This is a genomic window from Paenibacillus sp. FSL P2-0136, from assembly GCF_037975325.1.
GTDB lineage: Bacteria > Bacillota > Bacilli > Paenibacillales > Paenibacillaceae > Paenibacillus_AQ > Paenibacillus_AQ silagei.
Genome location: NZ_CP150244.1, coordinates 6,207,273 through 6,231,991, shown reverse-complemented (window position 1 = coordinate 6,231,991; position 24,719 = coordinate 6,207,273). Strand labels below are relative to the sequence as shown.

Here is a 24,719-nt window from a genome sequence, read left to right as displayed (position 1 = left end):
TTGGATGATGACAAAGGTATTTGAAGATTATTTTTCAGAACTACAAGCAGATATGGTGTCAATTTGTCTTGAGTATGTGAGTAATAAGGCAGATATGATATATATATATGGTTCTAATGAATTTGGACAATTTAGTACAGATGTATTTTACCAAATTAATAATTTTATTGTTAAAAAACATAAGGTTAATGATGCAGTTTCAGACACTGATAGTAATTCAAGACCTGTTTATAATATTTCGAAAGAAAGACAAGTTGCTTTACTTAACATCTTAAATAAAAATCTCCGTGAAATTAGTGATTTATGCAAAAAAAATAATAGGGAAATGCCTACAGAGATGAAATTGACTTATGATGTATTTAAGAACAAATTAGATGCTCGTTACAGTTACGAGATAAAATATACAAATGATCCTGAAAAATTATCTAGTCATATATTTGATGATTGGTTCGAAGAAGTGGGCGGAAAGTTATAGTTTACAACCTGGGCGACAGAATCGTACAAGACAACCTAAAATGCCACAATGCGAGCTAATTGCCCGTGTTGTGGTCTTTTTTATCCTCTATGTGTTATGACGGGTAAAGGAGCTACACAACTTCTAAGTGGTTTTACAGCACCTTAACTTGTAATCTAATTCAAAGGAGATTTTTAATGTTTACAGAATTTGATGACTATCTTTCAGGATATTTTACGGATGATTATTGGTATGATGAAGGTTTTTTAATTGCACAGGAGATGCTGCTAAAATTCTCCCCACAAGATTGGGGGGAATTATCAAATGGAGTGTTAAATAAGCCGATAGAGTGGCAAAGAAAATTAGCTTATTGTTTGCATAATGAATCTAGCATGGATGAATTGAATATGTTGTTGAAACTGCTAGATACTGATGATGAAGAGCTACTCGAAATCTGTGTTGATTCATTAAGAAGTTTTACTAGTTCTGAAAGTAAAAAACTGATATTGAAAAACCCTTCACTTCTTCAGAGGATTTATGAGTTAATCCCCAATTCAGGGGAAGCGACAAAAAAAGTATTTCAAGCTTTTCTAGAGAAGATACAGAGCTGACGATATTAATGGCAGCAAGGGGGATGCTTAATTGTAATTCGTACAACTAAATCGTCCGATGTGCCGCCAAATCTCCGTTTAGATGTAGTTCGTGCAATTAAAATGCCCCTATACCTGGGTTTTCGCCCATCCGGGTAAATTTAGTTGTACAGACTACAATTAGAAGAGGAAATCTACCCGTTTCACTGTTTTTAGTTGTACAGACTACACTTATCCCTGTTTTCCGCTACGAACGCAGCCTTATACCTTACCGTTTTTAAGGAATGAAATCACTTGTTTAATTCTGATGCTCTACTAAGATGGGATACCAAGATGAATCACTTTAAGTGTTATTTCACCGAATATAATGGACAAGAATGACTGGTGTAAGTTCACGTTCTTCAGATCGGGGTTGTAATCAGGGCAATATTGGCATTTACTATAAAGTATACGGCTACGGCCGATGATATAGATTGCAGGAGGCGCGCGGATTATATGGGGAAAAGACAGGGATCGCTGTTGAAGACGGCGGTTGGACTTATGCTTGTGTTTGCTGCTTTACCGCCTGCGACGTACTGGGGATACGAGCATGCGTATGCTGCAGCGGATTCGGCGGTGGTGCAGACGACACAAGGCATGACGCAGAAGCTGGCCGGAGCGATGAGTAACCGCAGAGAGACGATTACCTTCACTTATCAGGGCAAGACCGCCAAGCTGAAGAGTGAGATCCAGACGGCAATCAATCAGGCGATGGGGAGCGATCCGTACCTGTATTATATTATTGACAGCTATGCCTTCTCCTACCGCGGAAGCACGCGCGCTGTTCATGTGACGGTTCAGGTGGAATACCGGGAGACGCTGCAGCAGACGGCCTATGTGAACAAGCAGGTGAAGGCTATTCTGCAGCAGATCATAACACCGGGAATGAACAATCACCAGAAGGTAAAAGCGATCCACGACTGGGTCGTGCTGAATCTGGAATATGATCACTCGCACCGCAAATACACCGCTTATGAGGGACTTCAGACCGGGAGTGCGGTCTGCCAGGGCTATACGCTGCTAACCTATAAGCTGCTGCTGGGGGCGGGGATTCCGAACAGAATTGTGGAAGGGACGGCCAGAGCGGCAGATGGTGTGACCCAGTCGCATGCCTGGAATCTGGTGCTTCTGAACGGGGCATGGTATCATCTCGACACCACCTGGGATGACCCGGACCCGAGTCCGGAGGGCGGAATCAGCACGCTCTATTATATGAGGACGGATGCCCAGATGCGCCTTGACCACACTTGGACGAAGTCCTATCCGGCGGCCTCCACCAGTTATGCCCAGACCTTGACTAAGCTGGTCAATCAAGGGGGCCAGGGGGTGGAGGCATACAAGACGCTGCAGAAGGACCTCAATTACTGGCTGTACGAGGAGAATCAGGTGGTTTCGTCGGCGGAACAGCTTAAGGAGCTGGCGAAGCAGGCGGCAGAGGCCGGACAGCAGTCGCTGCTCTTCCGCTATCGCGGAAGCGACAAACTGCTGAGGCAGGATCTGCAGGTGCTCTACGGGCTGGGACTGAATAACCTGGCCTTCAACAGTTCGCCGTTCGAGAATACAGGAGATCTTAAGGTATATGTGACCTGGAAATAAAAGCGTATCAGCTACCCGGCGAAGCGGCCAGGGGGCACTTCAGGCCCTGGTCTCCAGGAATTGGATGGTCTGAAGCTTGTTTGTTGAAGGGTTGAAGCGGACCATCACGAATACGCCGAATTCCCGGCCTGCCTTGCTCCGGACCACCAGCTTGAACTTCTCTTCTGCAAGCTTAGGCTTGATCTGGGTCCGGCCGATGTGCTTGTAATCGATGATTTCGGCGTTGTATTTCTGCTGCGTCTCCTTCACGGCGATGGTTCCCCACCGGGCATAGTCAGGTGCAGCGGAGCTCCGGCTTAACGGGCTGCTCAGGACCAGGGCTAACGTCAACAAGGCTACTGTCCATATTTTTTTCATAAAGGCCTCCTTGAACTGGAATTACAGGTTAGCGTCCCCCGGCCCCCGCGCCTTTATACGACTCCCTGGAGCACAGCTCTGGGGTTTTAGTATTTTCCGTACCCGTTCTCACAGGTAATATTCATTTCGAGAAGCTCGTAAAGAGACTGCTTGGAAGCCTCCAGGTTTTTTTGCGCAGCTTCAATTTCCGTAATTTTGTCGGCAATGATCCGTTTTTGTTCCTCTTTCGATATTCCCTGCTTGGAGATCATCGATTTAATATCGTGGATTGAAAATCCAACAGCTAAGCTATTCTTTATGACTTCAAGATACGGAATAATCTCCGGGGCATAATTCCGGTAATTATTTTCTTCTCTAAGGATGTACTCCTCCGTAATAAGGCCTATTTTCTCATAGTAGCGCAGGGTTGATATCGGAAGGTCAGCCCTTTTGGCAACTTCACTGGTTTTCATGGCAATCCCCCCATTTATTGTTCTTGCTATGAAGTATACTTTATAGTTTACAATTCTTCTAGTGATGATACGTTCACGTTCATCCGTACCATTCCGTATATAAAAGGAGAGAAATGTACATGAGCACAATGATGGGGAAATACCAAAAAACCAATGATTTCAATGAAATTGTTCTGGAGCGCCGTTCCGTGAAAGTCTATGATCCTGAGGTGAAGATCAGCAGAGAGGAACTGACCGAGATTCTGGCGGAAGCTTCCCGCGCCCCCTCTGCGATTAACATGCAGCCGTGGCGTTTCCTGGTCATTGACAGCGCTGAAGGCAAAGCGAAGCTGGCACCGCTGGCCTCCTTCAACCAGACCCAGGCGCTCACCTCCTCGGCTGTGATTGCTGTATTTTATGATACGAACAACGTTGAATATATTGACGAAATTTTCGGCAAGGCTGTAGAACTCGGGTACATGCCCCGCGAGGTGATGGACATGCAGCTGCAGCAGGTCAAGCCTTATTATGCGAACATTTCCGCGTCCGAATTGCGGGATGTCAATCTGATTGACTCGGGGCTTGTAGCGATGCAGTTAATGCTGGTGGCCCGCGCCCACGGATACGATACCAACCCGATGGCCGGCTATGACAAGGAGCATATTGCAGAAGTGTTCGGCCTGGACAAAGAACGGTTCCAGCCGGTCATGCTGATCTCGATAGGCAAAGCCGCCAAAGAGGGGTATCCATCCTACCGTCTGCCGGTTGAAACGATCACAACCTGGGCGTAAGCAACAGTTGCCGGAATTCCCACGAAGAGAAGCAAATTTAAGCTAGTAAAGCGTCAGAGTTACAACCCAAAATCTAACGGACCGGAGAGATCTTATCCCCGCGAAAACGCCACTTTTTGCAGTGTAACGGACTCAGGCGACCTTAGAATCTCTCTATGAGACGTTTCGGAGCTGAAGTGCAAAGGATAAGGCCTGTGGAGTCCGTTACTCGCCCAATAGGCGACTTTCTTCCCAAATAAGCGCACCTCAGTCCGTTATGCTAAGCCAAACGTCCTGAAGAACAAGGCCCGCTTGGAAAAAAGATGTTATTTGAAGGGGACTTGCGTCTGATCCACTATTTTAAATCTGATAAGGTACTAGCAATATATAAAAGACCGGTTTTGGCCCACTTTTGCGGGATCAAAACCGGTCTTTTGCTGAAAGATAAGAATTTATATGCTGCTGCAATGAATCAGTCTGCGTGGGTGCTCAGATCACACTTCTCCAGCGGGATAAGGCTGCTCTTACGGAACCAGCCATAGCCCAGCCAGATCAGCAGGAACAGCGGCACACTGACATAGGAGACCAGTATGCCGTACCAGTCGATCTTCGCGCCGGTGAAGGCGCCCATGTTCTGGCCGAATACGGCAACCATACACAGAGCGAAGGCAAACAGCGGACCGAACGGGAACCATCTTGCCCGGTAAGGCAGCTCCTCCAGCGAATGGCCCTGCTTCACGAAGGCCCGGCGGAACCGGTAATGGCAGACGGCAATCCCGAGCCAGTTGATGAAGCCGCACATCCCGGAAGCGTTAAGCAGCCAATTGTACACCGCGCCGTCTCCGAAGAAGGAGGCAAGGAAGGCGAGCATGCCGACAGCGGTAGTCACGAGCAATGCGCCTACAGGAACACCTCTGCGGTTCAGCTTGCCGAGCGCGCGCGGTGCCATTCCATCCTTGGCCATGGCGTACAGGACACGGGTGGAGGCGTACATCCCGGAGTTCCCGGCAGACAGCACGGAGCTGAGAATCACGGCATTCATGACCGAGGCGGCAATCGCCAGCCCTGCTTTGTTGAAGACGATGGTGAACGGGCTGACGCCGATATCATCAATACCGCCGCGGAGCAGATCGGGATTAGTATAAGGAATCAGCATACCGATGACGGCAATGGCGAAAATATAGAAGATCAGGATGCGCCAGAACACCTGGCGGATCGCGATCGGCACGTTGCGGCGCGGATTCTCGCTCTCTCCGGCGGCTACGCCGACCAGCTCTGTTCCCTGGAAGGAGAACCCGGCGGCCATGAAGACCCCGACGAAGGCGAAGAAGCCGCCATGGAACGAGCTGCCTCCGAGCTGGAAGTTGCTGAAGCCCACCGCCTTGCCGCCCAAAATCCCGAAGATCATCAGGACGCCGACCGTCAGGAAGACGACCACCGTAATAATCTTGATAATGGCGAACCAATATTCCGACTCGCCATACCCCCGCGCAGACAGGAAGTTCAGGCCGAACATGAGCGCCAGGAAGAGCAGGCTCCACAGGAACGAAGGGCTGTCCGGGAACCAGTACTTAATGATAACGGTGGCTGCTGACAGTTCAGCTGCAATGGTTACTGCCCAGTTGTACCAGAAGTTCCAGCCGATAGCGAAGCCGAAGGCGGGGCTGACGAACCTTGTACCGTAAGTGCTGAAGGAACCGGAATCGGGCAAATAGGTCGCCAGCTCCCCAAGGCTGGTCATCAGAAAATAGACCATAATGCCGACGGCCGTGTAGGCGAGCAGTGCTCCGCCCGGACCGGAGGAGGCGATGGCCCCGCCGCTGGCGAGGAACAGTCCGGTTCCGATCGAGCCGCCGAGGGCGATCATGGTCAGATGTCTTGCTTTGAAGGATTTGCGCAGGCCCGGCGTATTGGCGTTGCCCGCCTGTACTGCCGGCCGTTTAGGCTGCTGTGCTTGCATGAATAAGACACTCCCTTTAGATTGATAGTTCTGTTCACAGGGGGAGTGCCGCTGCCTGCATGTGCCGGTGTCTTCTTTCCCGGCATGCTGCACGCAAAAAAACCGCAGACGGACGCTGCGGTTTCCTGATTATAGGCTCCGCATCATACTCCCTGTTAAGATAGCGCAACACAGTGCAGCTCCCGCAGTCTCCTGACAGGCGGCAATACACAGTGACAGTTCCGCGCCTTTCGGCAAACGGCCCCAATCGTAGCTGCGGACTAAGAGCAGCAGTTACGATTTCGGCGGATATTCCTTTGGGCGCGTATCACTGATGGCTCTTAGGCATCTCCACGCGCTTACTCTTCTTATCCGCGACCTCTACCTCATCCTAGGTATGATGAGGCTATCTTTGAACGATATGAACAACAGGAATCAGTATAAGGCATACCGGCTTCTCAGGCAATGACAAAATACGGCAGGTTCACGTCAGCTCCGCCGGCGCTCTGACATCTGCTGCCAGACAGTGCCCGCTGCTTCCTCGCCGGACAGAATTCGCTCCAGCGCCATCTTGGCCTGGAGACCTACCTCGAATTCGGGGTCTTCGGCAGCCACGCTCAGCGCGTCCTGGGCCTCGGCGGTCCCGACTTCGTAGAGGAAGCGTGCCGCCCGCCAGCGCACCAGCTTGCTGGCATCACTCAGCGACGCCGTCATCACCGGCGTCGCCGCCGGGTCGCCGATGTCGGAGAGCGTGTCCCCGGCTGTGCGCCGCACGGCCGGGGCGCTGTCCGACATCGCCTCATAGAGCAGCTCCATCGCACCCGGCGTGCGGATGTCGCCCAGGTACACGACCGCAAGTCTGCGAATCTGCAGCTTGGGGTCGTGCAGCGCCGCCCGCAGCTCCGGCAGGAGCTGCTCGCCCGGCGCCAGATCCTCCAGCGCGGCGTAGCGCACGCGCCAATCCGCATCGTGCAGGTCCCGCAGCAGCTCGGCCTGCTCTTTCTTGTGCCGCTGCTCGACGAACTCGCCTGCAGCCCCGTGCGCGATGGCCTGCTGCACGAGGGAGTCGAGGCGTTCCTGCGGATACGCCGCCTCCAGCTCCTGCTCGACCTCGCGGGCAATCTCCGGCGGCTCGCCGTAGCGTACGCCGTAATCACTGAGCTTGCGCTCCTTGATCATCACGGCGCTAGCCACATCGGTCACCGCCTGGGTGAAGCGGCTGGAGAGGGCGATGCGCTCCTCCTTCGCGCCGGTCTTGACGCGGATCTGGATCGGGATGCCGCGGAACATCTGCACGAACACCTGGGACTCCCCGTAGTGGGTGCCGTCATTCTCATCGCCGAGACTGTATTCCGCACTGAGGCCGTCCGCTCCGAAGCGGTTCTGGACCTCGCGCAGAATTGCAGCCCAGTCCGCACTGCCTTTGCGCTCCAGCGCGGCGAAGTCAGCGGCATGATAAATACTCGTAACGCCTGGAATCTCCAGCATCTCCTGCGCCCAGGAAGGGGCGGAGCGCCGGGTCTCCGGGGTATAGGTCCGGCGGATACCGGGTGCAAGGCTTTCATCGAGATGAAGCTTCATGGTATTTGGACTCGGTGTCGGTTCAATAAATGTAATCTTCATATGTCAGCTCCTCTTCTAAGTAGCATAAGCACCGTTTGCTTTACCCGCATTTTACCTCATTTAAGCAAGTGAATACAAAGGGGCGGACGCGAACCCGCTAAAATTTAAAATATTGTTGAATTAGCAACTCAAACGGGAATGTTGCACACTTTGCAATTTGAACTTCTTAAATAACCGGGTTGTTGAGGGAATGTTGCATGGAATGCAGGAAATATCCCACTAAGACCGCACGGTGGGGTAGAAATGCTGATATATATGCAACAATCTTGGGTATGAGGCTGAGATAGGGAGGGAATGTTGCAATTCGTGCAGGATTTCATCCTTCCTTATGCCGCCCGATACCGCCTCATGCCGCCCGTTAAATCCGCCTGATCCCTGACAACTGATGGCCGCACGTTTCCCGCCCGGCCATTTGGGTACAATTTGTAATGAGCGTCCCGCAGGGCCCTGTAATTTTGCAAATGATTCTGCGGAACCCTATAGTTAAGATATGTGGTTTGCCGCCCGGCAACAGAAATGGCAAATCAGCTATAAGGAGTGGTTCTTGCTATGGCCAGAATACGTTATAACAACATCGACAATGTAAGCACCGATAAAACACTTAAGGAATTCCGCCAATGGCGCGAGGAACGCCGCCGGAAGAAGAAGGATTACACCTATAAGGTGCCGAATCATCCGCCGCGGCTCGACTATCTGGCCGGGAACCGGCTGGAGACGACGATCACGTGGATCGGGCACTCGACTTTTTTTCTGCAATACGAAGGGCTTAATATCATCACCGACCCGATCTGGGCGCGGCGGCTGGGCTTCGAGAAGCGGATCGGTCAGCCGGGCATTCCGCTCGCGGATATTCCGCCCATCGATCTGATCCTGATCTCTCATTCCCACTACGATCACCTGCATATCGCGTCCATCCGCAAGCTGTACCGGGCAGGAACAACCATTGTCGTGCCTGCCGGACTTAAGCGCAAAATGCTCCGCAAAGGCTTCCCGAACTGCCGGGAAATGCAGTGGTGGCAGGAGATTACGCTGGGCGCTGTCAAGCTGACGTTTGTCCCGACTCAGCACTGGACGCGGAGAACGCCGTTCGATACGAATTCCTCGCACTGGGGCGGTTATGTGCTTCAGCCGGCAGACCCGCAGAAGCACCCGGAGGGGGAGGAGGGTAAGGCGCAGCATAAGCTGCTTCCGCCGAACCTCTATTTTGCCGGAGACAGCGGCTTCTTCCCGGGCTTCAAGGAGATCGGCAGACGCTTCAAGCTGCATGTTGCGCTGATGCCAATTGGCGCTTATGAGCCTGAATGGTTCATGAACTCCCAGCATGTGAATCCCGAGGAGGCGGTGCAGGCCTTCCTTGATGTAGGGGCCGAGCTGATGATTCCGATGCACTTCGGCACCTTCAGGCTGGCCGATGATACCGCCCGCGAAGCGCTGGACCGGATGGAGCAGGCGAGGGTGGCGCAGGGGCTTGGCGAGGAGCGTATCCGTACCCTCGGGTACGGGGAGACGCTGGTCGTCCAGCCCGAGGAACGCCCGGCTGGGCAATAGCCCATACAAGGCTTGTATTAAACACTTCTACTTAAATAAGAGCCGTAATAAGGGCCATTTTGCTTGATTTTATGCTATAATGAGCCGGAACCTATGTGAAAAGGATGGTAATGCTTAATGATTAGCACAAGCGGTATAACACTCCGCTACGGAAAACGCGCACTATTTGAGGATGTAAACATAAAATTCACACCCGGCAACTGCTACGGTCTGATTGGCGCGAACGGCGCCGGCAAATCGACCTTCCTAAAGATTCTGTCCGGAGAGATCGAAGCGAACATCGGCGATGTGCACATCACACCCGGTGAACGTCTGGCCGTACTGAAACAGAACCATTTCGAGTATGACGAGTTCCAGGTGCTGGAGACCGTAATCATGGGTCATACCCGCCTGTATGAAATTATGAAGGAAAAGGACGCCCTGTACGCAAAGAGCGACTTCACCGAAGCGGACGGACTTCGTGCCGGTGAGCTGGAAGGCGAATTCGCGGAGCTGAACGGCTGGGACGCCGAGCCTGACGCAGCCGCCATGCTGATCGGTCTTGGGATCATGCGTGAGATGCACGACAAGAAAATGGCCGAACTCAGCGGCAACGAGAAGGTGCGGGTCCTGCTGGCCCAGGCCCTGTTCGGACGTCCGAACAACCTGCTGCTCGATGAGCCTACCAACCATTTGGATCTTGAATCGATTGGCTGGCTGGAGAATTTCCTTATGGACTACGAAGGCACCGTTATCGTGGTATCCCATGACCGTCACTTCCTGAACAAGGTCTGTACGCATATTGCGGATATCGATTTCGGCAAAATCCAGATGTATGTCGGCAACTACGACTTCTGGTATGAGTCCAGCCAATTGGCCCAGGCGCTGCAGCGCGATGCCAACAAGAAGAAGGAAGACAAGATGAAGGAGCTGCAAGCCTTCATTCAGCGCTTCTCGGCGAACGCCTCGAAATCGAAGCAGGCGACTTCCCGTAAGAAGCAGCTCGAGAAGATTACCCTGGATGACATCCGTCCGTCCAACCGTAAATATCCGTTCCTGAACTTCAAGCCGGAGCGTGAAGCCGGCAAGCAGCTGCTTACGATCAGCGGCCTGACCAAGGCAGTGGACGGCGAGAAGGTACTGGATGAAATCAGCTTTGTAGTCAACAAAGGGGATAAGATCGCTTTTGTAGGACCGCATTCCCAGCCTAAATCCCTGTTGTTCGATGTCATTATGGGCGAGAAGGAAGCAGATGCGGGTGAGTACACTTGGGGAGTGACAACTACCCAGGCATATTTCCCTAAGGATAATTCCAGCTACTTCGACGGGGTGAATATGAACCTGGTGGAATGGCTGCGCCAATACTCCAAGGATCAGGACGAGACCTTCCTGCGCGGCTTCCTGGGCCGGATGCTGTTCGCCGGCGAAGAAGCACTGAAGAAGGCAAGCGTATTGTCCGGGGGCGAGAAGGTCCGCTGTATGCTGGCCAAGATGATGCTGAACGGAGCCAACGTGCTGGTATTCGATGAGCCTACCAATCACTTGGACCTGGAATCGATCACCGCGCTCAATAACGGACTGATCGACTTTGACGGCACGATCCTGTTCACCTCCCATGACCATCAGTTCATCCAGACGATTGCCAACCGCATTATCGAGATTACTCCGGCTGGAATTATTGACCGTACGATGAGCTATGACGAGTATCTGGAGAACCCGGAGATCAAGGAAATGCGTGCCCGGATGTACCCTGTAGAAGCTTAAGAACTAGATATAGGCAGAATGAACAGTTATGAGTTCATATACAAACGGCTGCGTCGTCCCCGGAGGGATTACGCAGCCGTTTATGTTCACCATATACAACAACCTAGAAGTCTAGGAACCGCCAGTCCGGCGGCGCTGATTGTTAGGCTTCTTGTTATTCTGGCTTTTCAGCGGCTTCGCGGAGCCGGCCTGGAAGGTTGAACCCGGTTTTCCTGAAGCATGCTGTTTTTTCTGCTCCAGCTTCTGGCGGATCGCATCAGCCAAATTAATTTTTGGTTTCTCATTGTTCTCGCTCATTATGTTACCCCCTTAGGCAGCAAGTCCTTATTCCTTATTCTAATTGTTTTTAAATGCTGCTACAAGGGCAAGAATAACTCAAAGAAAGTTTTCCTGTAATTATGCGGCAAAGGATGGGAGGGGCGACAGAAATGACCGATATTTATGAGGATATACGCAAGGGTGAAAAGGGTGCGATGGTCAGCATTGCTGCTTATCTGGTTCTGTCTGCCTTCAAGCTGATCTGCGGCTACTTGTTCGCTTCCAGTGCGCTCCTGGCGGACGGATTCAACAATTTAACCGATATTGTGGCCTCGCTGGCGGTGCTGATCGGGCTGCGCATCTCGCGGAAGCCGCCGGATTCCGATCATACCTACGGACATTTCCGGGCCGAGACGGTTGCCGCGCTGATGGCTTCTTTCATTATGGCGTTGGTGGGCATCCAGGTTATAGTGGAAGCGGTACGCTCTTTGTTTGAGGGAAGCAAGGCTGTACCGCAGCTCTGGTCGGCCGGAGTGGCGCTGGTGTGTGCGGTAGCGATGATGGGGGTATATATATATAACAAGCGTTTGGCGAAGCGGATCAATAATCATGCTCTGATGGCTGCTGCCAAGGATAATTTCTCGGATGCTATCGTAAGCGTAGGTGCAGCTGTAGGGATTGTAGGGGCACAGTTCGGACTGCCGTGGATCGATTCCGCGGCTGCCATCGGAGTCGGCTTGCTGATTATTAAGACCGCCTGGGATATTTTCCGCGATTCCACGTACCGGCTGACGGACGGCTTTGACGAAGATAAGCTGCTGGACCTGCGCAGCACCATTGCCCGGACACCGGGCGTAGAGGGCATCAAGGATCTGAAGGCCCGTGTACACGGCAATCATGTGCTGGTGGATGTAGTCGTAGAGGTGAATGCCCGCATGACAGTCATGGAAGGGCATGAGATCAGCGACTCGATTGAAGAACGGATGACCAAGCTGCACAACATCATGCATGTGCAAGTTCACGTGGAGCCCAAGGATTAACATTCCATGATTTCTCCTAGTTATCTGTAATTTCCACCAAATCCAAGGAGAAATCGAGACTATAGACCTGTATGTTACCATAAGATGGAAAGGTTTTTTGTGAAATTTGGAGCATGTTCCAAATCCCGGGCCAGCCTATAATGAGGGCAGAAAGCAACAAACGTAGCGCGCGCCGTTGTTGATTTTCTTAATACGCTAAGCGGGGGAACGCTATGATCGTATCACGCAAGAAAATTACAGCATCGTTATGGGTTTCCGCATCACTGGCATTATCCTTGGGAGTGTTCAGTCCCGGGCAGGCTTTCGCTGCAACCGATTCTTCGATTACAACGCTTGCGGCGTCCGCTGGACAGACAGGCATCATTGAAGCTTCGGTACGGCTGCGTACAGATCCGTCTACCAGCAGCACGGTATTGAAATATCTGAATAAAGGCGACCAGGTTGTTATTCTGGAAGCTGCGAACAGTTACTGGTACAAAGTAAGAACGGCAGAGGGAATTGTGGGGTATATGAGCTCGGGGGATTCCTATATCCGGGTAGGTACAGCTTCCGCACCTGCATCCCGGACAGCGGTGATTCAGGCCACGGTCCGTGTAAGAGAGACCCCTGCAACCAGCGGGCAAGTGGTTGGATATCTCTATAAGAATGACCAGGTAACCATTCTTGAAGAGACCAACAGCTATTGGTACAAAATAAGAACGGCAAACGGGACGGTGGGTTATACAAGCTCATCCGATCAATATATTACAGCGGGCGCTTCATCGCCGTCTGCTCCAGTCACTCCAGCTCCAACACCTGCACCTGTTCAGACACCGGTGCCGGCACCTGTTCCAACACCAACACCTGCACCTGTACCTACAGCCGGGCAGACTGCTGTGATTGAACGAGTGATATCAGCGGGCATGGGCTATCTGGGAACGCCATATGAATACGGCTCTGACCGCAATAATACAAGTACCTTCGATTGCTCTGATTTCATCCGCCAGATCTTCATGGATGCAGCGAACTTGAAGCTGCCTGCCGATTCCCGGCAGCAAGGGGACTGGGTGAAGCAGAACAGTGGTGCAGTTACGGATGTATCCGGCTTGAAGCGGGGCGATTTGATGTTCTTCATGGATTATAAAGGAACTTCTCCCTCTGCTTATGCCGGAATCAACAAATCTACGGCAAGAATTACGCATGTCGCCATGTATTTGGGTGACGGGAAGCTGCTGCATACCTATTCAGTAAGCTCCGGCGGTGTAAGAGTGGATAATCTTAGCGCTTCTTGGATGAACCGTTTCCTGTACGGAGGCTCGGTCATCCGCTAATATATACAGCTAGGACAGCAAGAAGCGACAGGCAGTACAAGTTTGTGACGGGTGAACTACAAGCGGGTGTATGGCGGGGTTATCCCTCCAGTAGAAGATTCTACTGGAGGGATAACCCTTTTTATATGTTTTGGTGGGGGAATTTAGCATCCATCAGACGCAAAAAAAGGCCGTTTGGATTGGCGTCCACGTGCCTTGTTAGGTACATCCGTTGAGTCATAGCTGCAGCATATGAGTGGAGCAGCTATGACTCCTATATGTCGAATCGCTTATGGATTGATTACGTATGCAGAGGCAGGAACCTTGATCCAGGCTTTACCCAGCCAAGTGTAGATTTCTCTCCATTCGTTGCCCATAGCGTCTTTCGTGATCACACCAGTAGTATCAACAGTCTGTGCACCCAACCAGCCAATAGCAGTTGTGCTTCCCGCAGAAAGATGGAATGCTGTGAGTTTGGTCAGAATGATCTGAGGTGTTGCCGGCTTAATATCAGCCTGGGTGATAATAGGGTCTGCCGGATTCAGGTAAGTTACTCCGGTTACAGTAGTTACTGCATCGGAAGAAGTGGTTTTGGTAGTTTCTGTTGTTCCTGTTACTACCTCAGCTGCGGAAGCTGTTGCTGCCAAGGAAGCCATAAGACCCATTGCTACTGTTAAACTGGCTAATTTTTTCATCGATGATTCCTCCTAGGTATGATGGTGAGATGTTCTATGTTCATGCTGTGCTAATAAGGATGTAAACATAAATTGCATTGAATGAACCAGCGGCATCAATATATTTTATTTTTCTTGTCCGGCCTTAGCGGGGAACGCCTCATTACGGACTGAATCACGGATGACAACCTGAGCGGAAAGGCCTATACTTTTTGAAGGGGAATGAAGCCCATTTCAACACTACATAAGACTGGCGGGAACAGCAAAAGGCCCGGAGATCTCCTGGCGGAGGCCTCCGGGCCTGCAGCACTGCCTGTCCGGCAGTCAGCTAACGGCGTGCTTGCCTACATAGATCGTCCCCTGCGGCCCATAAAGAGTGAGACCACGAAGAGGACCAGGAAGATGTAGAACAATACTTTGGCGATGCCGACAGCCGCCGCCACAATATTGAAGAATCCGAAGATACCGGCGATCAGGGCGACTACCAGCAGAATTATTGACCATCTTAGCATGAGATGTCATCCTTTCTGTGCGTTGATGTAGTCATTGTTTAAACGGGGTGTATCCATTTGAAACAGGGAGGAAAGGAAGAGGATTCCAGGGGCTTGGCCTTTGTTTCGGCCCAATTCTGTAAGGGTAACTATGCAGTATCAGACAGTGCAAACCGATAATTTACACACTCGGAAGGGGTTATCTACAATGATCATTGAACTTAGCGTAGCACTGGCTGCTATCGCATTCGCAGTACTCGTATTCTTTTTAATCAAAACCTTGAAGTCAGCGAAGGAATCGCTCGACAAGGTCAGCCAGACTCTGCAGGAGGTTCAGAAGACTATTGATGAGCTTACCTATGAAGTCAAAACAACAGTCCGGCATGCCAATGACATCACAGCGGATGTGCAGGGTAAAATTCAGAAGATTGACCCGATCGTGGATTCTGTAAAGAATCTGGGCGATGTCATGAACGAGCTGACATTGACCGTGAAGCAGGTATCTGTAACGGTAATTGAGAAATTCCGTAAATCACGTGAACTGAAGGATAAGGCAAAATCGGTATCCATCGCAGAAGCCCCGTTAACACCGGCCGAGGAGAGAACCGTGCAATCCTATGAGGCAGTGAGTTCAAGCAAATCCAAGGGCAAGATAGCCTCAGCCCTCAAAGGCGTGGATGCAGCGGCTGCAATCTGGCAAAAATTCCGCCATTAATACGATGGAATGAAATACGGCGGGGCTCAGGACGGGGCAATACCAGCTCATGAAAGGCGGGAACCCTATGAAAATGGTTATTCTCTTGCTTAGTCTGCTTGCTCCCTTCATATCTGCACCGCCGCAGGATGAGACTGTTTCTCCCGCTCCCGGTACCGCTGCACAGCTGCCGGTAATGTTCGCCTTCGAGCATAGCGCAGCTGCCGATCTCTACATAAGCAGCTTCGACTCCTTGTCCGGTATTAGCTTATATATGACGGAAGAGGAACTGCTGCAGATCAAGGGAACCCCTCAGCAGATTGTTGAAGATCCTTGGGCCGGGTGTCTTGAATATCAGTATGCCGATAGCTCGGCGGGGGTATGCAGCGGTGTTGTCCTGTATGTTCATGCTTCGCCTTCCCAGGCCGGACAATATGGTCTGAGCCTCAATGGACGGATGCTTAATCCGCAGGCCATGAACGTGCAGGATATGCTGGGAGCGCCTGATTTTGAAGCTGAGGATGGGGATGTTTATATTAGAGGAGAGGCTGCGCTCAAGATCTACCGCAATACGGAGAGCGGTGAATGGGCCGGGCTGGATTTATTCGACGCGTATTCCTTCTGAAGCTGTTTCAAGCGCGGCGGTTTGGGTTAATGAATGCTCAGTCATCCATCCGGTGGCTGGGCCCTTATTCATTATGAAGGAGAGTGATCTCATGGATTCAACAGGTACACAGGCTTATGCCAAGCTCCTGGAGAACGGCGTTCAGGCGATCGAAGAAGTGAATCGGCTCCGTAGCAGCGGCTACACCAGAGAGGATCTTTATGTGATCAGTCACGATGAAGACCGCGAAGGGCGTATCGTGGACGCCGCAGATACTAATGAAGTGGGGCTGAGTGAAGAAGGGCTGTTTGGTGCCATTGCCAACCTTTTCCGTTCGCGCGGCGACGCTTTACGCTTCAAGATTACTTCACTTGGCTTCAGCGCAGCGGAGGCGGCATTTTACGAGAAAGAGCTTGATACAGGCAAGGTTCTGGTCATTGCCAAAAGAAACCCACAATAATCGCGGGTCGGCTTCGCTGACCTTAATAGTACAATAGCGTAACCTCCAGTCCCACTAGACGTTAGTGGAGCTGGAGGTTACTTTGTTGAAGCCGGGACCTGCTTTATGCCAATATCTAGCTGGTTGGTAACAGGCCGTGTAAATATCGTATGATAGAATGACAGAGCTGCGGGTTAGGGCCTTAACACAATATTCGCGTGAGGTGAGGAAGCTTGAGAATATTAATCGTAGACGACAATCCTACCAATGTAATTATTATCCGTGAGATCCTCAAGAAGGAAGATTACCGGAATTTCATAACGGCTTCGTCCGCCAAAGATATGCTGAAGCTGCTGGGCGTCGGTGTGGGGGAAGAGCCCCGGCCGTCCGATGTGGATCTGATTCTGCTGGATATGATGATGCCGGAAATGGACGGAATTGAAGCCTGCCGGGTGGTCCAGCAATATGAGCATCTAAAGGATATTCCTATTATTATGGTTACGGCTGTAGGTGACTCCAAGAAGCTCGCAGAGGCGCTGGATGCCGGAGCGGTGGATTATGTTACGAAGCCGATTAACAAGGTGGAGCTGATGGCCCGTATCCGCCTCGCGCTGCGGCTGAAGCGCGAGAAGGACTGGCATAAGGAGCGCGACCAGCGGATACAGGATGAATTGAAGCTGGCTGCCCTGGTGCAGAATGCGGTACTCAGTCTGCCGCTTGCCGAGGAGACCCTGGAGGTACATGCGATTTACCAGCCTTCCTTCGAGCTGGCCGGGGATCTGTATGCCTGGTATCCGCTGGGAGACGGGCGCTATGCGGTCATCCTGCTGGATATGATGGGCCACGGTATCTCGTCTTCTTTGTTTACCATGTTCCTGGCCTCGGTCCTGAAGGATACCGTAACGACCTATGTGGAACCGGAGAAGGTTATTCAGGAGCTTAACAGACGCTTTAATCAGCTATATATTGAGAAGCAGCTGGTTCAGTATTATTTCACGGCGATCTATCTTGTCATTGATACCCGCATGAAGCGGATTAATTATGTGAATGCCGGGCATCCGCCGGCGCTGTTTTTTGAAGGGGAGGCCAAGACGCCTGTACTGCTTGAGAGCAACGGCCACCCTGTCGGGCTGTTTGACCGGATCGATATCCAGCAGCAGAGCCTCAGCTACGAAGACGAGGGTCATCTGGTGCTGTTCACGGACGGCCTCATGGAGATGGTGGAGGGCGAGCAGGAAGAGCAGCTGAAATTCATGATCGGGCATTTGAATGCCACTCATGACTGGCAGGAAGACCTGGTGCGCGCTGCCTTCCTGAGCGAGCCCGTTAATTCGGAACGTGATGACGATAAATGCCTGGTGTGGATCTCGCTGAAGAAAGGAACCGATAAGGAATGAAGATTAAGGCTAAGCTGCTGATCGGATTCAGTGCCATGCTGGCGATTATGCTGGCGCTTACCCTGATCGGGTATGACAGGCTCCATTATATGAGCAATCAGCTGGACAGCTACCAGGAGAGATATAGCAAAGGCCGTGCTTCTTCGGGACTTCGCGGGGAAGTGAACGACATGGCACGGATACTGACCACTTCCATGCTTAATGCTGATACTGTAACCCTGGAAGCGCAGAAGGCGGAAATTGACAGCAAGGTCCTGAAGTCTGCGGAGCATCTGGAGAATATTAAGGCCTCGCTGAAGACGGCAGAGGAATTGCAGATGTTATCCCGGATTGAGAATGCCTATTCCGGCTATCTGAAGTATCAGGACAAGGTCCTGGAGATGCTGAGTGCCGGATACTTTCAGAATGCCAACACGTACCGCAATGCAGAAGGACAGGATATTCAGAACGAGGTGCTTAACAGCCTGAATGCATTGTCTGATTACAATGCCTTCCGGATGACGGAGGAGACTGCTAACGCCCAGGAGGCTTCGAGCAGATCGATTCAGATGGTAACCCTGATCATGACCTTAGGGCTGCTGCTCGGGCTGGGTGTCATTCTGTGGGTGATACCGAGCATCACGCGCGGCCTAAGTGTCGTCTCCATGATGATTACCAGCTTCGGCAACGGTAAAATGCGGGCGATCCGCCGGATCAAGGTGAAGTCGAAGGATGAGATCGGCGATGTGGCCCGGGTATTCCAGCGGATGGCCGAGGATCTTGAGCAGAAGCAGCAGCTCGAGAGATCCTATGCCCAGGCACAGAGCGATCAGGCCTGGTTGAATGCCAATATTGCCCGAATTACGGAGCTGCTGCGCGGCGTCAGCTCACTGGATCAGGTAGCCCAGACCTTCATCAGTGAGTTCACGCCTGTGCTTGGAGCGCAGTATGGTGCCGTCTATCTGAAGAGCCAGGATAATCCGAACCTGCTGGTCAGCAGCGCTTTTTATGCCGGTGAGGAGGGGGTTACGCCCAGGGAGAGCTTCGAGATCGGTCAGGGACTGGTCGGACAGAGCGCGTTGGATAAGCTGCCGATCAAGCTGACGGAGGCGCCTGACAACTATATCTCAGTGTCCTCGGGATTCGGGGAGTCGCATCCAAGTTATATATCGATCCACCCGCTTTTATTCGAGGATGAGGTTCTGGGTGTTGTGGAATTCGCTTCCTTCACACCATTCTCGGTGCTGCAGAATGAACTGCTGCATCAGCTCTCCAATAATCTGGGGATTATTCTGAACAACATCAGCCGCAGGCTTGTGGTTGAGGAATTGCTGCGCGAATCGCAGGCGCTCACGGAAGAGCTGCAATGCCAGTCGGAGGAACTGCAGACCCAGCAGGAGGAGCTGCGCCGCTCTAACGAGAATCTGGAGGAGCAGACGGATGCCCTGAAGCGCTCAGAGGAGCTGCTGCAGCGCCAGCAGGAGGAGCTGGAGCATTACAATACAGAGCTGGTCTCCAAGACACGTGCCCTGCAGGATCAGGTGCAAGAGGTTGAAGAGAAGAAGGATGAGATTGAACATGCCCGTATGCAGCTGGAGAAGCAGGCTATGCAGCTTGCAGTAACCAGTAAATACAAATCCGAGTTTCTGGCCAATATGTCCCATGAGCTGCGTACTCCGCTGAACAGCCTGCTCATTCTCTCCCAGCTTCTTACGGAGAACAAGGAAGGCAATCTGAGCGAGAAGCAGGTAGAATTCGCCCATACCATCTATATGTCAGGTGCAGATCTGCTTAAGATGATTGATGAGATTCTCGATCTGTCCAAGGTCGATGCCGGCAAAATGGAGCTGAATCATGAAGAAATTCCGCTCGTCGAGCTGAAGACCTTCGTGAAGCAGAACTTTGCTCCGCTGGCTGCGCAGAAGGGGCTGTCGCTGCGCCTGTCCTTTGACGAGCCGCTTCCGGACAGTGTATATAGCGACAGTCACAGACTGAAGCAGATCCTGCGTAACCTGCTGTCCAATGCCTTCAAATTCACGAGCGAAGGGTATGTAGAGTTCTCTGTCAGCCGTGCGGACGTCAAGCGGCTGCCTGCCTATCTGCCGCATGAATATGATTATATTGCCATATCCGTCAAAGACAGCGGGATCGGCATCCCGTCAGATAAGATGGATATCGTCTTTGAGGCGTTCCAGCAGGTTGACGGTACGACGAGCCGCAAATATGGCGGCACGGGGCTTGGCCTGTCGATCAGCCGCGAATTAGCCCGCCTGATGGGCGGGGCCATCGGACTGGAGTCCCGTGAAGGGCAAGGCAGCGTATTTACACTGTATTTGCCGGTTCAGGGGAATTTTAGCCTGCTGCCGGGAGCGGTTGAAGCCGCTCCTGCCGGGGAGCCCTTGCAGCTTGAGGAGTTCCGGGAGGAACTTTCATGGGATAAGGCAGGGGACATCACGCCTACACCTGCTAAGCCTGTAGTTGTGGAAGATGACCGGGAATCCCTTGCCAGCGGCGACAAGGTGCTGCTGATTATTGAGGACGATGAGAGCTTTGCCAAGATATTGCTGGGCATGGCCCGCGGACGCGGCTTCAAGGGGCTGGTAGCCCTGCAGGGTGATATCGGCCTGCAGATGGCCAAGACCCTGCTTCCGGACGCGATCATCCTCGACATCCAGTTGCCTGTCTTGGACGGCTGGTCGATTCTGAGAGAGCTCAAGAGCGACTCCCAGACACGCCATATTCCGGTGCATGTAATCTCTGTGAATGATGAGATGAAGCAGGGGCTCATGATGGGAGCGATGGCCTACCTCAGAAAGCCGTCCTCCCGTGAAGCGCTGGACCGGGCCTTCTCGCAGATTGAGAATTACACCGCCAGCACGATGAAGCATCTCTTGATTGTCGAGGATGACGATATCCAGCGCCGTTCCATCGAGGAGCTTATCGGACATGACGATGTAGTGATTACAGCGGTGTCTTCAGGCCAAGAGGCGCTGAATGAGCTGCACAAGCAGAGATATGACTGTATGGTGCTTGATCTGATGCTGGATGATATGACCGGCTTCGAGCTGCTGGATCAGATCCGCGACGATGAGGAGCTGAACGATCTGCCGATTATTATTTATACCGGCAAGGATCTGGACAGCAAGGAAGAGACCAAGCTGCGCAAATATGCGGAATCCATTATCATCAAGGATGTCCGCTCGCCGGAACGGCTTTTGGATGAGACCACGCTGTTCATGCACCGGGTAGAAGCAAATCTGCCGGAGGATAAGCGTAAAATCCTGCAAAAGCTGCACAATAAAGAGGAATTGTTTGAAGGCAAAAAAATACTGCTCGTCGATGATGACATCCGCAACGTCTTTGCCCTCTCCAGCGTGCTCGAAGGCTATCACATGGAAGTGAAATTTGCCGAGAACGGCCGCGAGGCCATCGACATGCTTGTCGAACAGAGTGATTATGATCTGGTGCTGATGGATATGATGATGCCGGAGATGGACGGATATGAAGCTATGCGCCGCATCCGGCAGATGCCGCAGTACCAGAAATTGCCGATTATCGCCCTCACAGCCAAGGCTATGAAGGAGGACCGGGCCAAGTGTATTGAAGCCGGAGCCTCCGATTATATGAAGAAACCGATCAGTACGGATCAGCTTCTTTCGTTAATGCGCGTCTGGTTGTATTCGTAAGGGTGATTTCGGGGTAATAGCTATACAGCAGGTTCAAACCAAGTACGGAAATAAGGCGCAGGCAAGGGAGTATTGATGACAATGGCAGCGATGGAGCACGGATATGAGGGTCAGGGGAATCCGCCGGAGAGCAAGCAGGAGCTTGAACAGATTGAGATTGAGCTGCTTCTGAACGGAGTACACCGTTTGTATGGATATGATTTCAGGAATTATGCCCTGCCTTCCTTGAAGCGGCGCATCTGGCATCATGTCCATGCGGAGAGCTTACCTACTATTTCTGCCCTGCAGGAAAAGGTGCTGCATGACCGTGCCTGCTTCGAGCGGTTCGTGTATAGTCTCTCGATCCCTGTGACAGAGATGTTCCGTGATCCCGGACTCTTCCTGACCTTCCGTCAGAAGGTCATTCCGCTCCTGCGGACCTATCCTTATATCCGGATCTGGCATGCCGGCTGCTCGACAGGCGAAGAGGTCTACTCGATGGCAATTATGCTGCATGAGGAAGGATTATATGACAAGGCTAGAATTTATGCCACGGACATGAACGCCCGTTCCTTGCAGCAGGCCAAAGAAGGCGTGTACGAGATCGGCAAGATGAAGCAATACACCAAGAACTACCTTGAGGCCGGAGGCACGGGCGTCTTCTCGGAATACTATACAGCGAAATATAACTCAGTGATTCTGCAGCCGTATTTACGCAAGAACATCATTTTTGCAGAGCATAATCTGGCAACGGACACTTCCTTCAACGAATTCAATGTGATCCTGTGCCGGAATGTAATGATCTACTTCAACGACGAGCTCCGCGATCATGTGCATGGCTTGTTCCATGAGAGCCTCAGCAGGTTCGGAGTGCTGGTCCTCGGTTCCAAGGAATCTATTCATTTCACACGATACAGTGACAGCTACGAGCCGCTGGACCGGGTAGAGAAAATATACCGCAAAAATAAATAGCGGGTAAGGAGGGACCTATGGGGGTTCAGGAACCGATTCATATACTGCTGGTTGACGACCGTCCCGAGAATTTGCTGGCACTCGAAGCCGTCCTTGAGAGTCAGCATTACAAGCTTGTCAAAGCCAATTCTGGAGAAGAAGCACTGCGGTGCTTATTGAAATATGAATTCGCCGTGATTGTTCTGGACGTTCAGATGCCGGGTATGGACGGGATCGAAACCGCCAAGTTAATCAAAGCCAGGGAGAAAACCAAGGATATTCCGATCATCTTCATCTCTGCCAACAGCAGGGAGTCGGAGCATCTCTTCGCAGGGTACTCTGCCGGCGCTATTGATTATATGGTCAAACCGTTTATCCCGCAGATTCTGAAGTCGAAGATTGAAGGCTTTGTGAATATGCATCTGACCAGCAAGAAGCAGCAGATTCAGGCGATGCAGCTGCAGCAGAAGACGCTGGAGCTTGAGCGCATGAACGGTGAACTGATCAAAGCCAAGGAAGAGGCGGAGATCGCGGCTAAGGCCAAGACCGAATTTCTGGCGATGATGAGTCATGAGATCCGCACGCCGATGAATGGCGTAGTGGGCATGATTGATCTTTTGATGGAGACCCAGCTTGCTCCTGAGCAGAAGGAATATACAGAGATTATCCGTAAAAGTGCGGACACACTAATAACCGTGATTAACGATATCCTTGATTTCACCAAGATGGAATCGGGCAAAATGGAAATGGAAGAGCAATTATTCGAGCTGCATACCACCGTTCAGGAGGTATTTAGTCTGTTCTCGGCGGAAGCCGGCAAAAAAAATCTGGAGCTGGCCTATTTCATTGACCAGAAGCTGCCGCGGCTGATTTATGGAGATATGGCCCGGCTGCGCCAGGTGCTGATCAACCTCGTATCCAATGCGGTGAAATTTACCAACCAGGGCGGCGTTTATTTAGTTGCTTCCCTTCTGCCTTCAGCGGATAATAAGCTGGTAATAGAATTTACCGTTAAGGATACAGGTATTGGAATTTCACCGGAGAAATGTGACCGGCTGTTCCAGCCCTTCTCCCAGCTTGATTCCTCCATGACGCGTAAATACGGAGGCACAGGCCTCGGCCTCGCCATCTGCAAGTCCCTCGTGGGCATGATGGGCGGAGATATCCGTGTAGAGTCGATGGAAGAGAAGGGGGCTACCTTTGTATTCACTATCCAGGTTGCCGTGCCGGAGGAAGAGCTGGAAGGCGGCTGCCGGGAAGAGGACGGTACAGCGGACGAGGTAGATGAAGCAAGCCGGAGCAAAGTGCTGGTCGTAGATGACCATCCGATTAATCAGCGCCTTATGGTCAGCATGCTGGATAAGCTCGGATATTGTGCCGATGTTGCTGAGGACGGGAACCAGGCTGTAGAACTGGCCCGGCAATCCGAGTACGATTTTATCTTCATGGACCTGCAGATGCCTGTGATGGATGGTCTTGAAGCCACTTCCCTGATTCGTGAGGAGAGCAGCGGTTCGCCTGACAAGACGGTGATCATTGCGATGACTGCGAATGTGATGGAGGGGATTCAGGACCGCTGCACCGCTGCCGGAATGGACGGCTACATCAGCAAGCCGCTCAAGCTAAGCAGCATCAAACAAATGATCTCCAGATATTCAGGCAGAGATAACCCCGCAACCGCGCGGAACACTTCGCTTTTCAACGCATGACCCATGATTTACCAGTGCCGTCTTGTCTATTTGTTGTTTCAACCCTAGGCTATTAGGGTTATTGGTAAAGAAAACATTTAACCAGGAGAGTTGTCTATGAATACACATAAAAGCGAAAAGTTTCACGCAAAGACCGAAACCGTTGGTTCGGTATGTACTGTTTATCTGACAGGTGAACTCGATCTGTCTGTGGCGCCTGACTTTCGTCTGGTGATGGAACCGCTAGTGGGAGACACGGGGCTTGATCTCGTGATTAATCTGAAGGATCTGAAGTATATTGACAGCACCGGTATCGGAATCCTGTTGTCGATCCTCAAAGCAAGACATGGAATGGACGTCAAGTTCACCGTTGCTGAAGTTCCCCCGCAAATACAGAAGCTGTTTGACATGACCGGCATTTCCAAGTTTTTTGCCTCCCAAGAGAATTCCCACTAGGAAA

At 51.8% G+C, this 24,719-nt stretch carries 23 protein-coding genes and 1 riboswitch; of the genes, 16 read left to right on the top strand and 7 right to left on the bottom strand.

The window, feature by feature from the left end; all coding sequences use genetic code 11:
* Positions 1 to 7: 7 nt before the first annotated feature.
* The 3 genes from NYE26_RS26520 to NYE26_RS26510 all read left to right on the top strand — a co-directional run bounded on the left by NYE26_RS26520 (position 8) and on the right by NYE26_RS26510 (position 2,679).
* Positions 8 to 475, top strand: coding sequence for a hypothetical protein (locus NYE26_RS26520; protein ID WP_036730331.1), 468 nt, complete (start codon positions 8 to 10; stop codon positions 473 to 475).
* A 176-nt stretch (positions 476 to 651) separates the two neighbouring features.
* Positions 652 to 1,065: a hypothetical protein gene (locus NYE26_RS26515; RefSeq protein WP_209876795.1), complete on the top strand. Its 414-nt coding sequence runs from the start codon at positions 652 to 654 to the stop codon at positions 1,063 to 1,065.
* Between the two features lie 474 nt (positions 1,066 to 1,539).
* Entirely contained in the window at positions 1,540 to 2,679 is a 1,140-nt protein-coding gene (locus NYE26_RS26510) for a transglutaminase domain-containing protein (protein WP_339251327.1), read from the top strand.
* Positions 2,680 to 2,718: 39 nt separating this feature from the next.
* Here NYE26_RS26510 and NYE26_RS26505 read toward each other — a convergent pair whose 3' ends face one another.
* Both NYE26_RS26505 and NYE26_RS26500 read right to left on the bottom strand, forming a co-directional pair.
* Complete coding sequence (locus NYE26_RS26505) at positions 2,719 to 3,036, bottom strand: DUF3889 domain-containing protein (protein WP_339251325.1); 318 nt, start codon at positions 3,034 to 3,036, stop codon at positions 2,719 to 2,721.
* Positions 3,037 to 3,122: 86 nt separating this feature from the next.
* Entirely contained in the window at positions 3,123 to 3,488 is a 366-nt protein-coding gene (locus NYE26_RS26500; protein WP_339251323.1) for a MerR family transcriptional regulator, read from the bottom strand.
* Positions 3,489 to 3,616: 128 nt separating this feature from the next.
* Here NYE26_RS26500 and NYE26_RS26495 point away from each other — a divergent pair, with 128 nt between their 5' ends.
* The gene (locus NYE26_RS26495) at positions 3,617 to 4,258 is read left to right on the top strand and encodes a nitroreductase family protein (RefSeq protein WP_339257624.1); all 642 of its coding nucleotides are present in this window, start codon (positions 3,617 to 3,619) and stop codon (positions 4,256 to 4,258) included.
* Between the two features lie 451 nt (positions 4,259 to 4,709).
* On the opposite strand, the gene NYE26_RS26490 is transcribed toward NYE26_RS26495, so the two are convergent.
* Together NYE26_RS26490 and NYE26_RS26485 are read right to left on the bottom strand one after the other, a co-directional pair.
* On the bottom strand, positions 4,710 to 6,197 hold the full coding sequence (locus NYE26_RS26490) for an amino acid permease (RefSeq protein ID WP_339251321.1): 1,488 nt from the start codon (positions 6,195 to 6,197) through the stop codon (positions 4,710 to 4,712).
* Between the two features lie 153 nt (positions 6,198 to 6,350).
* Positions 6,351 to 6,568: riboswitch (Lysine riboswitch) on the bottom strand.
* A gap of 97 nt (positions 6,569 to 6,665) precedes the next feature.
* Positions 6,666 to 7,799, bottom strand: a complete 1,134-nt coding sequence (locus tag NYE26_RS26485; RefSeq protein WP_339251319.1) for a virulence factor — start codon at positions 7,797 to 7,799, stop codon at positions 6,666 to 6,668.
* Positions 7,800 to 8,348: 549 nt separating this feature from the next.
* Here NYE26_RS26485 and NYE26_RS26480 point away from each other — a divergent pair.
* Both NYE26_RS26480 and NYE26_RS26475 read left to right on the top strand, forming a co-directional pair.
* Complete coding sequence (locus NYE26_RS26480; protein WP_339251317.1) at positions 8,349 to 9,347, top strand: MBL fold metallo-hydrolase; 999 nt, start codon at positions 8,349 to 8,351, stop codon at positions 9,345 to 9,347.
* A gap of 117 nt (positions 9,348 to 9,464) precedes the next feature.
* Complete coding sequence (locus NYE26_RS26475) at positions 9,465 to 11,090, top strand: ATP-binding cassette domain-containing protein (protein WP_209876806.1); 1,626 nt, start codon at positions 9,465 to 9,467, stop codon at positions 11,088 to 11,090.
* Between the two features lie 111 nt (positions 11,091 to 11,201).
* On the opposite strand, the gene NYE26_RS26470 is transcribed toward NYE26_RS26475, so the two are convergent.
* Positions 11,202 to 11,387, bottom strand: coding sequence for a hypothetical protein (locus NYE26_RS26470; RefSeq protein ID WP_036694961.1), 186 nt, complete (start codon positions 11,385 to 11,387; stop codon positions 11,202 to 11,204).
* A 131-nt stretch (positions 11,388 to 11,518) separates the two neighbouring features.
* Between NYE26_RS26470 and NYE26_RS26465 the strand changes: the two genes are divergently transcribed.
* Positions 11,519 to 12,388, top strand: a complete 870-nt coding sequence (locus NYE26_RS26465; RefSeq protein WP_339251314.1) for a cation diffusion facilitator family transporter — start codon at positions 11,519 to 11,521, stop codon at positions 12,386 to 12,388.
* Positions 12,389 to 12,600: 212 nt separating this feature from the next.
* Positions 12,601 to 13,698 (top strand): SH3 domain-containing C40 family peptidase, encoded by a 1,098-nt coding sequence (locus tag NYE26_RS26460; protein WP_339251312.1) that lies wholly within the window; start codon positions 12,601 to 12,603, stop codon positions 13,696 to 13,698.
* A 269-nt stretch (positions 13,699 to 13,967) separates the two neighbouring features.
* Here the strand turns inward: NYE26_RS26460 and NYE26_RS26455 are convergent, their stop codons facing one another.
* Both NYE26_RS26455 and NYE26_RS26450 read right to left on the bottom strand, forming a co-directional pair.
* A complete protein-coding gene (locus NYE26_RS26455) occupies positions 13,968 to 14,372 on the bottom strand; it encodes a hypothetical protein (RefSeq protein WP_076080441.1) in 405 nt (134 codons plus the stop codon).
* A 323-nt stretch (positions 14,373 to 14,695) separates the two neighbouring features.
* Complete coding sequence (locus tag NYE26_RS26450) at positions 14,696 to 14,863, bottom strand: DUF1328 domain-containing protein (protein WP_036730311.1); 168 nt, start codon at positions 14,861 to 14,863, stop codon at positions 14,696 to 14,698.
* 187 nt (positions 14,864 to 15,050) lie between these two features.
* Here NYE26_RS26450 and NYE26_RS26445 point away from each other — a divergent pair, with 187 nt between their 5' ends.
* The 8 genes from NYE26_RS26445 (at position 15,051) to NYE26_RS26410 (ending at position 24,715) form a co-directional block, all read left to right on the top strand.
* Entirely contained in the window at positions 15,051 to 15,557 is a 507-nt protein-coding gene (locus tag NYE26_RS26445) for a DUF948 domain-containing protein (protein WP_036730309.1), read from the top strand.
* Positions 15,558 to 15,624: 67 nt separating this feature from the next.
* Positions 15,625 to 16,161, top strand: coding sequence for a hypothetical protein (locus NYE26_RS26440; protein ID WP_339251309.1), 537 nt, complete (start codon positions 15,625 to 15,627; stop codon positions 16,159 to 16,161).
* 91 nt (positions 16,162 to 16,252) lie between these two features.
* The gene (locus tag NYE26_RS26435) at positions 16,253 to 16,600 is read left to right on the top strand and encodes a general stress protein (protein ID WP_076080447.1); all 348 of its coding nucleotides are present in this window, start codon (positions 16,253 to 16,255) and stop codon (positions 16,598 to 16,600) included.
* 212 nt (positions 16,601 to 16,812) lie between these two features.
* Positions 16,813 to 17,976: a fused response regulator/phosphatase gene (locus tag NYE26_RS26430; protein WP_339251306.1), complete on the top strand. Its 1,164-nt coding sequence runs from the start codon at positions 16,813 to 16,815 to the stop codon at positions 17,974 to 17,976.
* Positions 17,973 to 21,641, top strand: a complete 3,669-nt coding sequence (locus tag NYE26_RS26425; RefSeq protein WP_339251304.1) for a response regulator — start codon at positions 17,973 to 17,975, stop codon at positions 21,639 to 21,641. Before NYE26_RS26430 ends, NYE26_RS26425 begins: the two co-directional genes overlap by 4 nt.
* 90 nt (positions 21,642 to 21,731) lie before the next feature.
* The gene (locus tag NYE26_RS26420) at positions 21,732 to 22,592 is read left to right on the top strand and encodes a protein-glutamate O-methyltransferase CheR (RefSeq protein ID WP_235192022.1); all 861 of its coding nucleotides are present in this window, start codon (positions 21,732 to 21,734) and stop codon (positions 22,590 to 22,592) included.
* Between the two features lie 17 nt (positions 22,593 to 22,609).
* Positions 22,610 to 24,280 (top strand): response regulator, encoded by a 1,671-nt coding sequence (locus NYE26_RS26415; protein ID WP_339251302.1) that lies wholly within the window; start codon positions 22,610 to 22,612, stop codon positions 24,278 to 24,280.
* A 96-nt stretch (positions 24,281 to 24,376) separates the two neighbouring features.
* Entirely contained in the window at positions 24,377 to 24,715 is a 339-nt protein-coding gene (locus NYE26_RS26410; protein WP_036730297.1) for an STAS domain-containing protein, read from the top strand.
* The last annotated feature ends 4 nt before the right edge of the window (positions 24,716 to 24,719 follow it).

Coding starts and splice junctions, on each gene's coding strand:
- NYE26_RS26465 (WP_339251314.1), top strand. CDS start 11,519: ATGACCGATATTTATGAGGATATACGCAAGGGTGAAAAGGGTGCGATG.
- NYE26_RS26455 (WP_076080441.1), bottom strand. CDS start 14,372: ATGAAAAAATTAGCCAGTTTAACAGTAGCAATGGGTCTTATGGCTTCC.
- NYE26_RS26415 (WP_339251302.1), top strand. CDS start 22,610: ATGGGGGTTCAGGAACCGATTCATATACTGCTGGTTGACGACCGTCCC.
- NYE26_RS26490 (WP_339251321.1), bottom strand. CDS start 6,197: ATGCAAGCACAGCAGCCTAAACGGCCGGCAGTACAGGCGGGCAACGCC.
- NYE26_RS26505 (WP_339251325.1), bottom strand. CDS start 3,036: ATGAAAAAAATATGGACAGTAGCCTTGTTGACGTTAGCCCTGGTCCTG.
- NYE26_RS26445 (WP_036730309.1), top strand. CDS start 15,051: ATGATCATTGAACTTAGCGTAGCACTGGCTGCTATCGCATTCGCAGTA.
- NYE26_RS26475 (WP_209876806.1), top strand. CDS start 9,465: ATGATTAGCACAAGCGGTATAACACTCCGCTACGGAAAACGCGCACTA.
- NYE26_RS26460 (WP_339251312.1), top strand. CDS start 12,601: ATGATCGTATCACGCAAGAAAATTACAGCATCGTTATGGGTTTCCGCA.
- NYE26_RS26425 (WP_339251304.1), top strand. CDS start 17,973: ATGAAGATTAAGGCTAAGCTGCTGATCGGATTCAGTGCCATGCTGGCG.
- NYE26_RS26495 (WP_339257624.1), top strand. CDS start 3,617: ATGATGGGGAAATACCAAAAAACCAATGATTTCAATGAAATTGTTCTG.
- NYE26_RS26520 (WP_036730331.1), top strand. CDS start 8: ATGACAAAGGTATTTGAAGATTATTTTTCAGAACTACAAGCAGATATG.
- NYE26_RS26450 (WP_036730311.1), bottom strand. CDS start 14,863: ATGCTAAGATGGTCAATAATTCTGCTGGTAGTCGCCCTGATCGCCGGT.
- NYE26_RS26510 (WP_339251327.1), top strand. CDS start 1,540: ATGGGGAAAAGACAGGGATCGCTGTTGAAGACGGCGGTTGGACTTATG.
- NYE26_RS26515 (WP_209876795.1), top strand. CDS start 652: ATGTTTACAGAATTTGATGACTATCTTTCAGGATATTTTACGGATGAT.
- NYE26_RS26435 (WP_076080447.1), top strand. CDS start 16,253: ATGGATTCAACAGGTACACAGGCTTATGCCAAGCTCCTGGAGAACGGC.
- NYE26_RS26440 (WP_339251309.1), top strand. CDS start 15,625: ATGAAAATGGTTATTCTCTTGCTTAGTCTGCTTGCTCCCTTCATATCT.
- NYE26_RS26470 (WP_036694961.1), bottom strand. CDS start 11,387: ATGAGCGAGAACAATGAGAAACCAAAAATTAATTTGGCTGATGCGATC.
- NYE26_RS26500 (WP_339251323.1), bottom strand. CDS start 3,488: ATGAAAACCAGTGAAGTTGCCAAAAGGGCTGACCTTCCGATATCAACC.
- NYE26_RS26420 (WP_235192022.1), top strand. CDS start 21,732: ATGGAGCACGGATATGAGGGTCAGGGGAATCCGCCGGAGAGCAAGCAG.
- NYE26_RS26410 (WP_036730297.1), top strand. CDS start 24,377: ATGAATACACATAAAAGCGAAAAGTTTCACGCAAAGACCGAAACCGTT.
- NYE26_RS26480 (WP_339251317.1), top strand. CDS start 8,349: ATGGCCAGAATACGTTATAACAACATCGACAATGTAAGCACCGATAAA.
- NYE26_RS26485 (WP_339251319.1), bottom strand. CDS start 7,799: ATGAAGATTACATTTATTGAACCGACACCGAGTCCAAATACCATGAAG.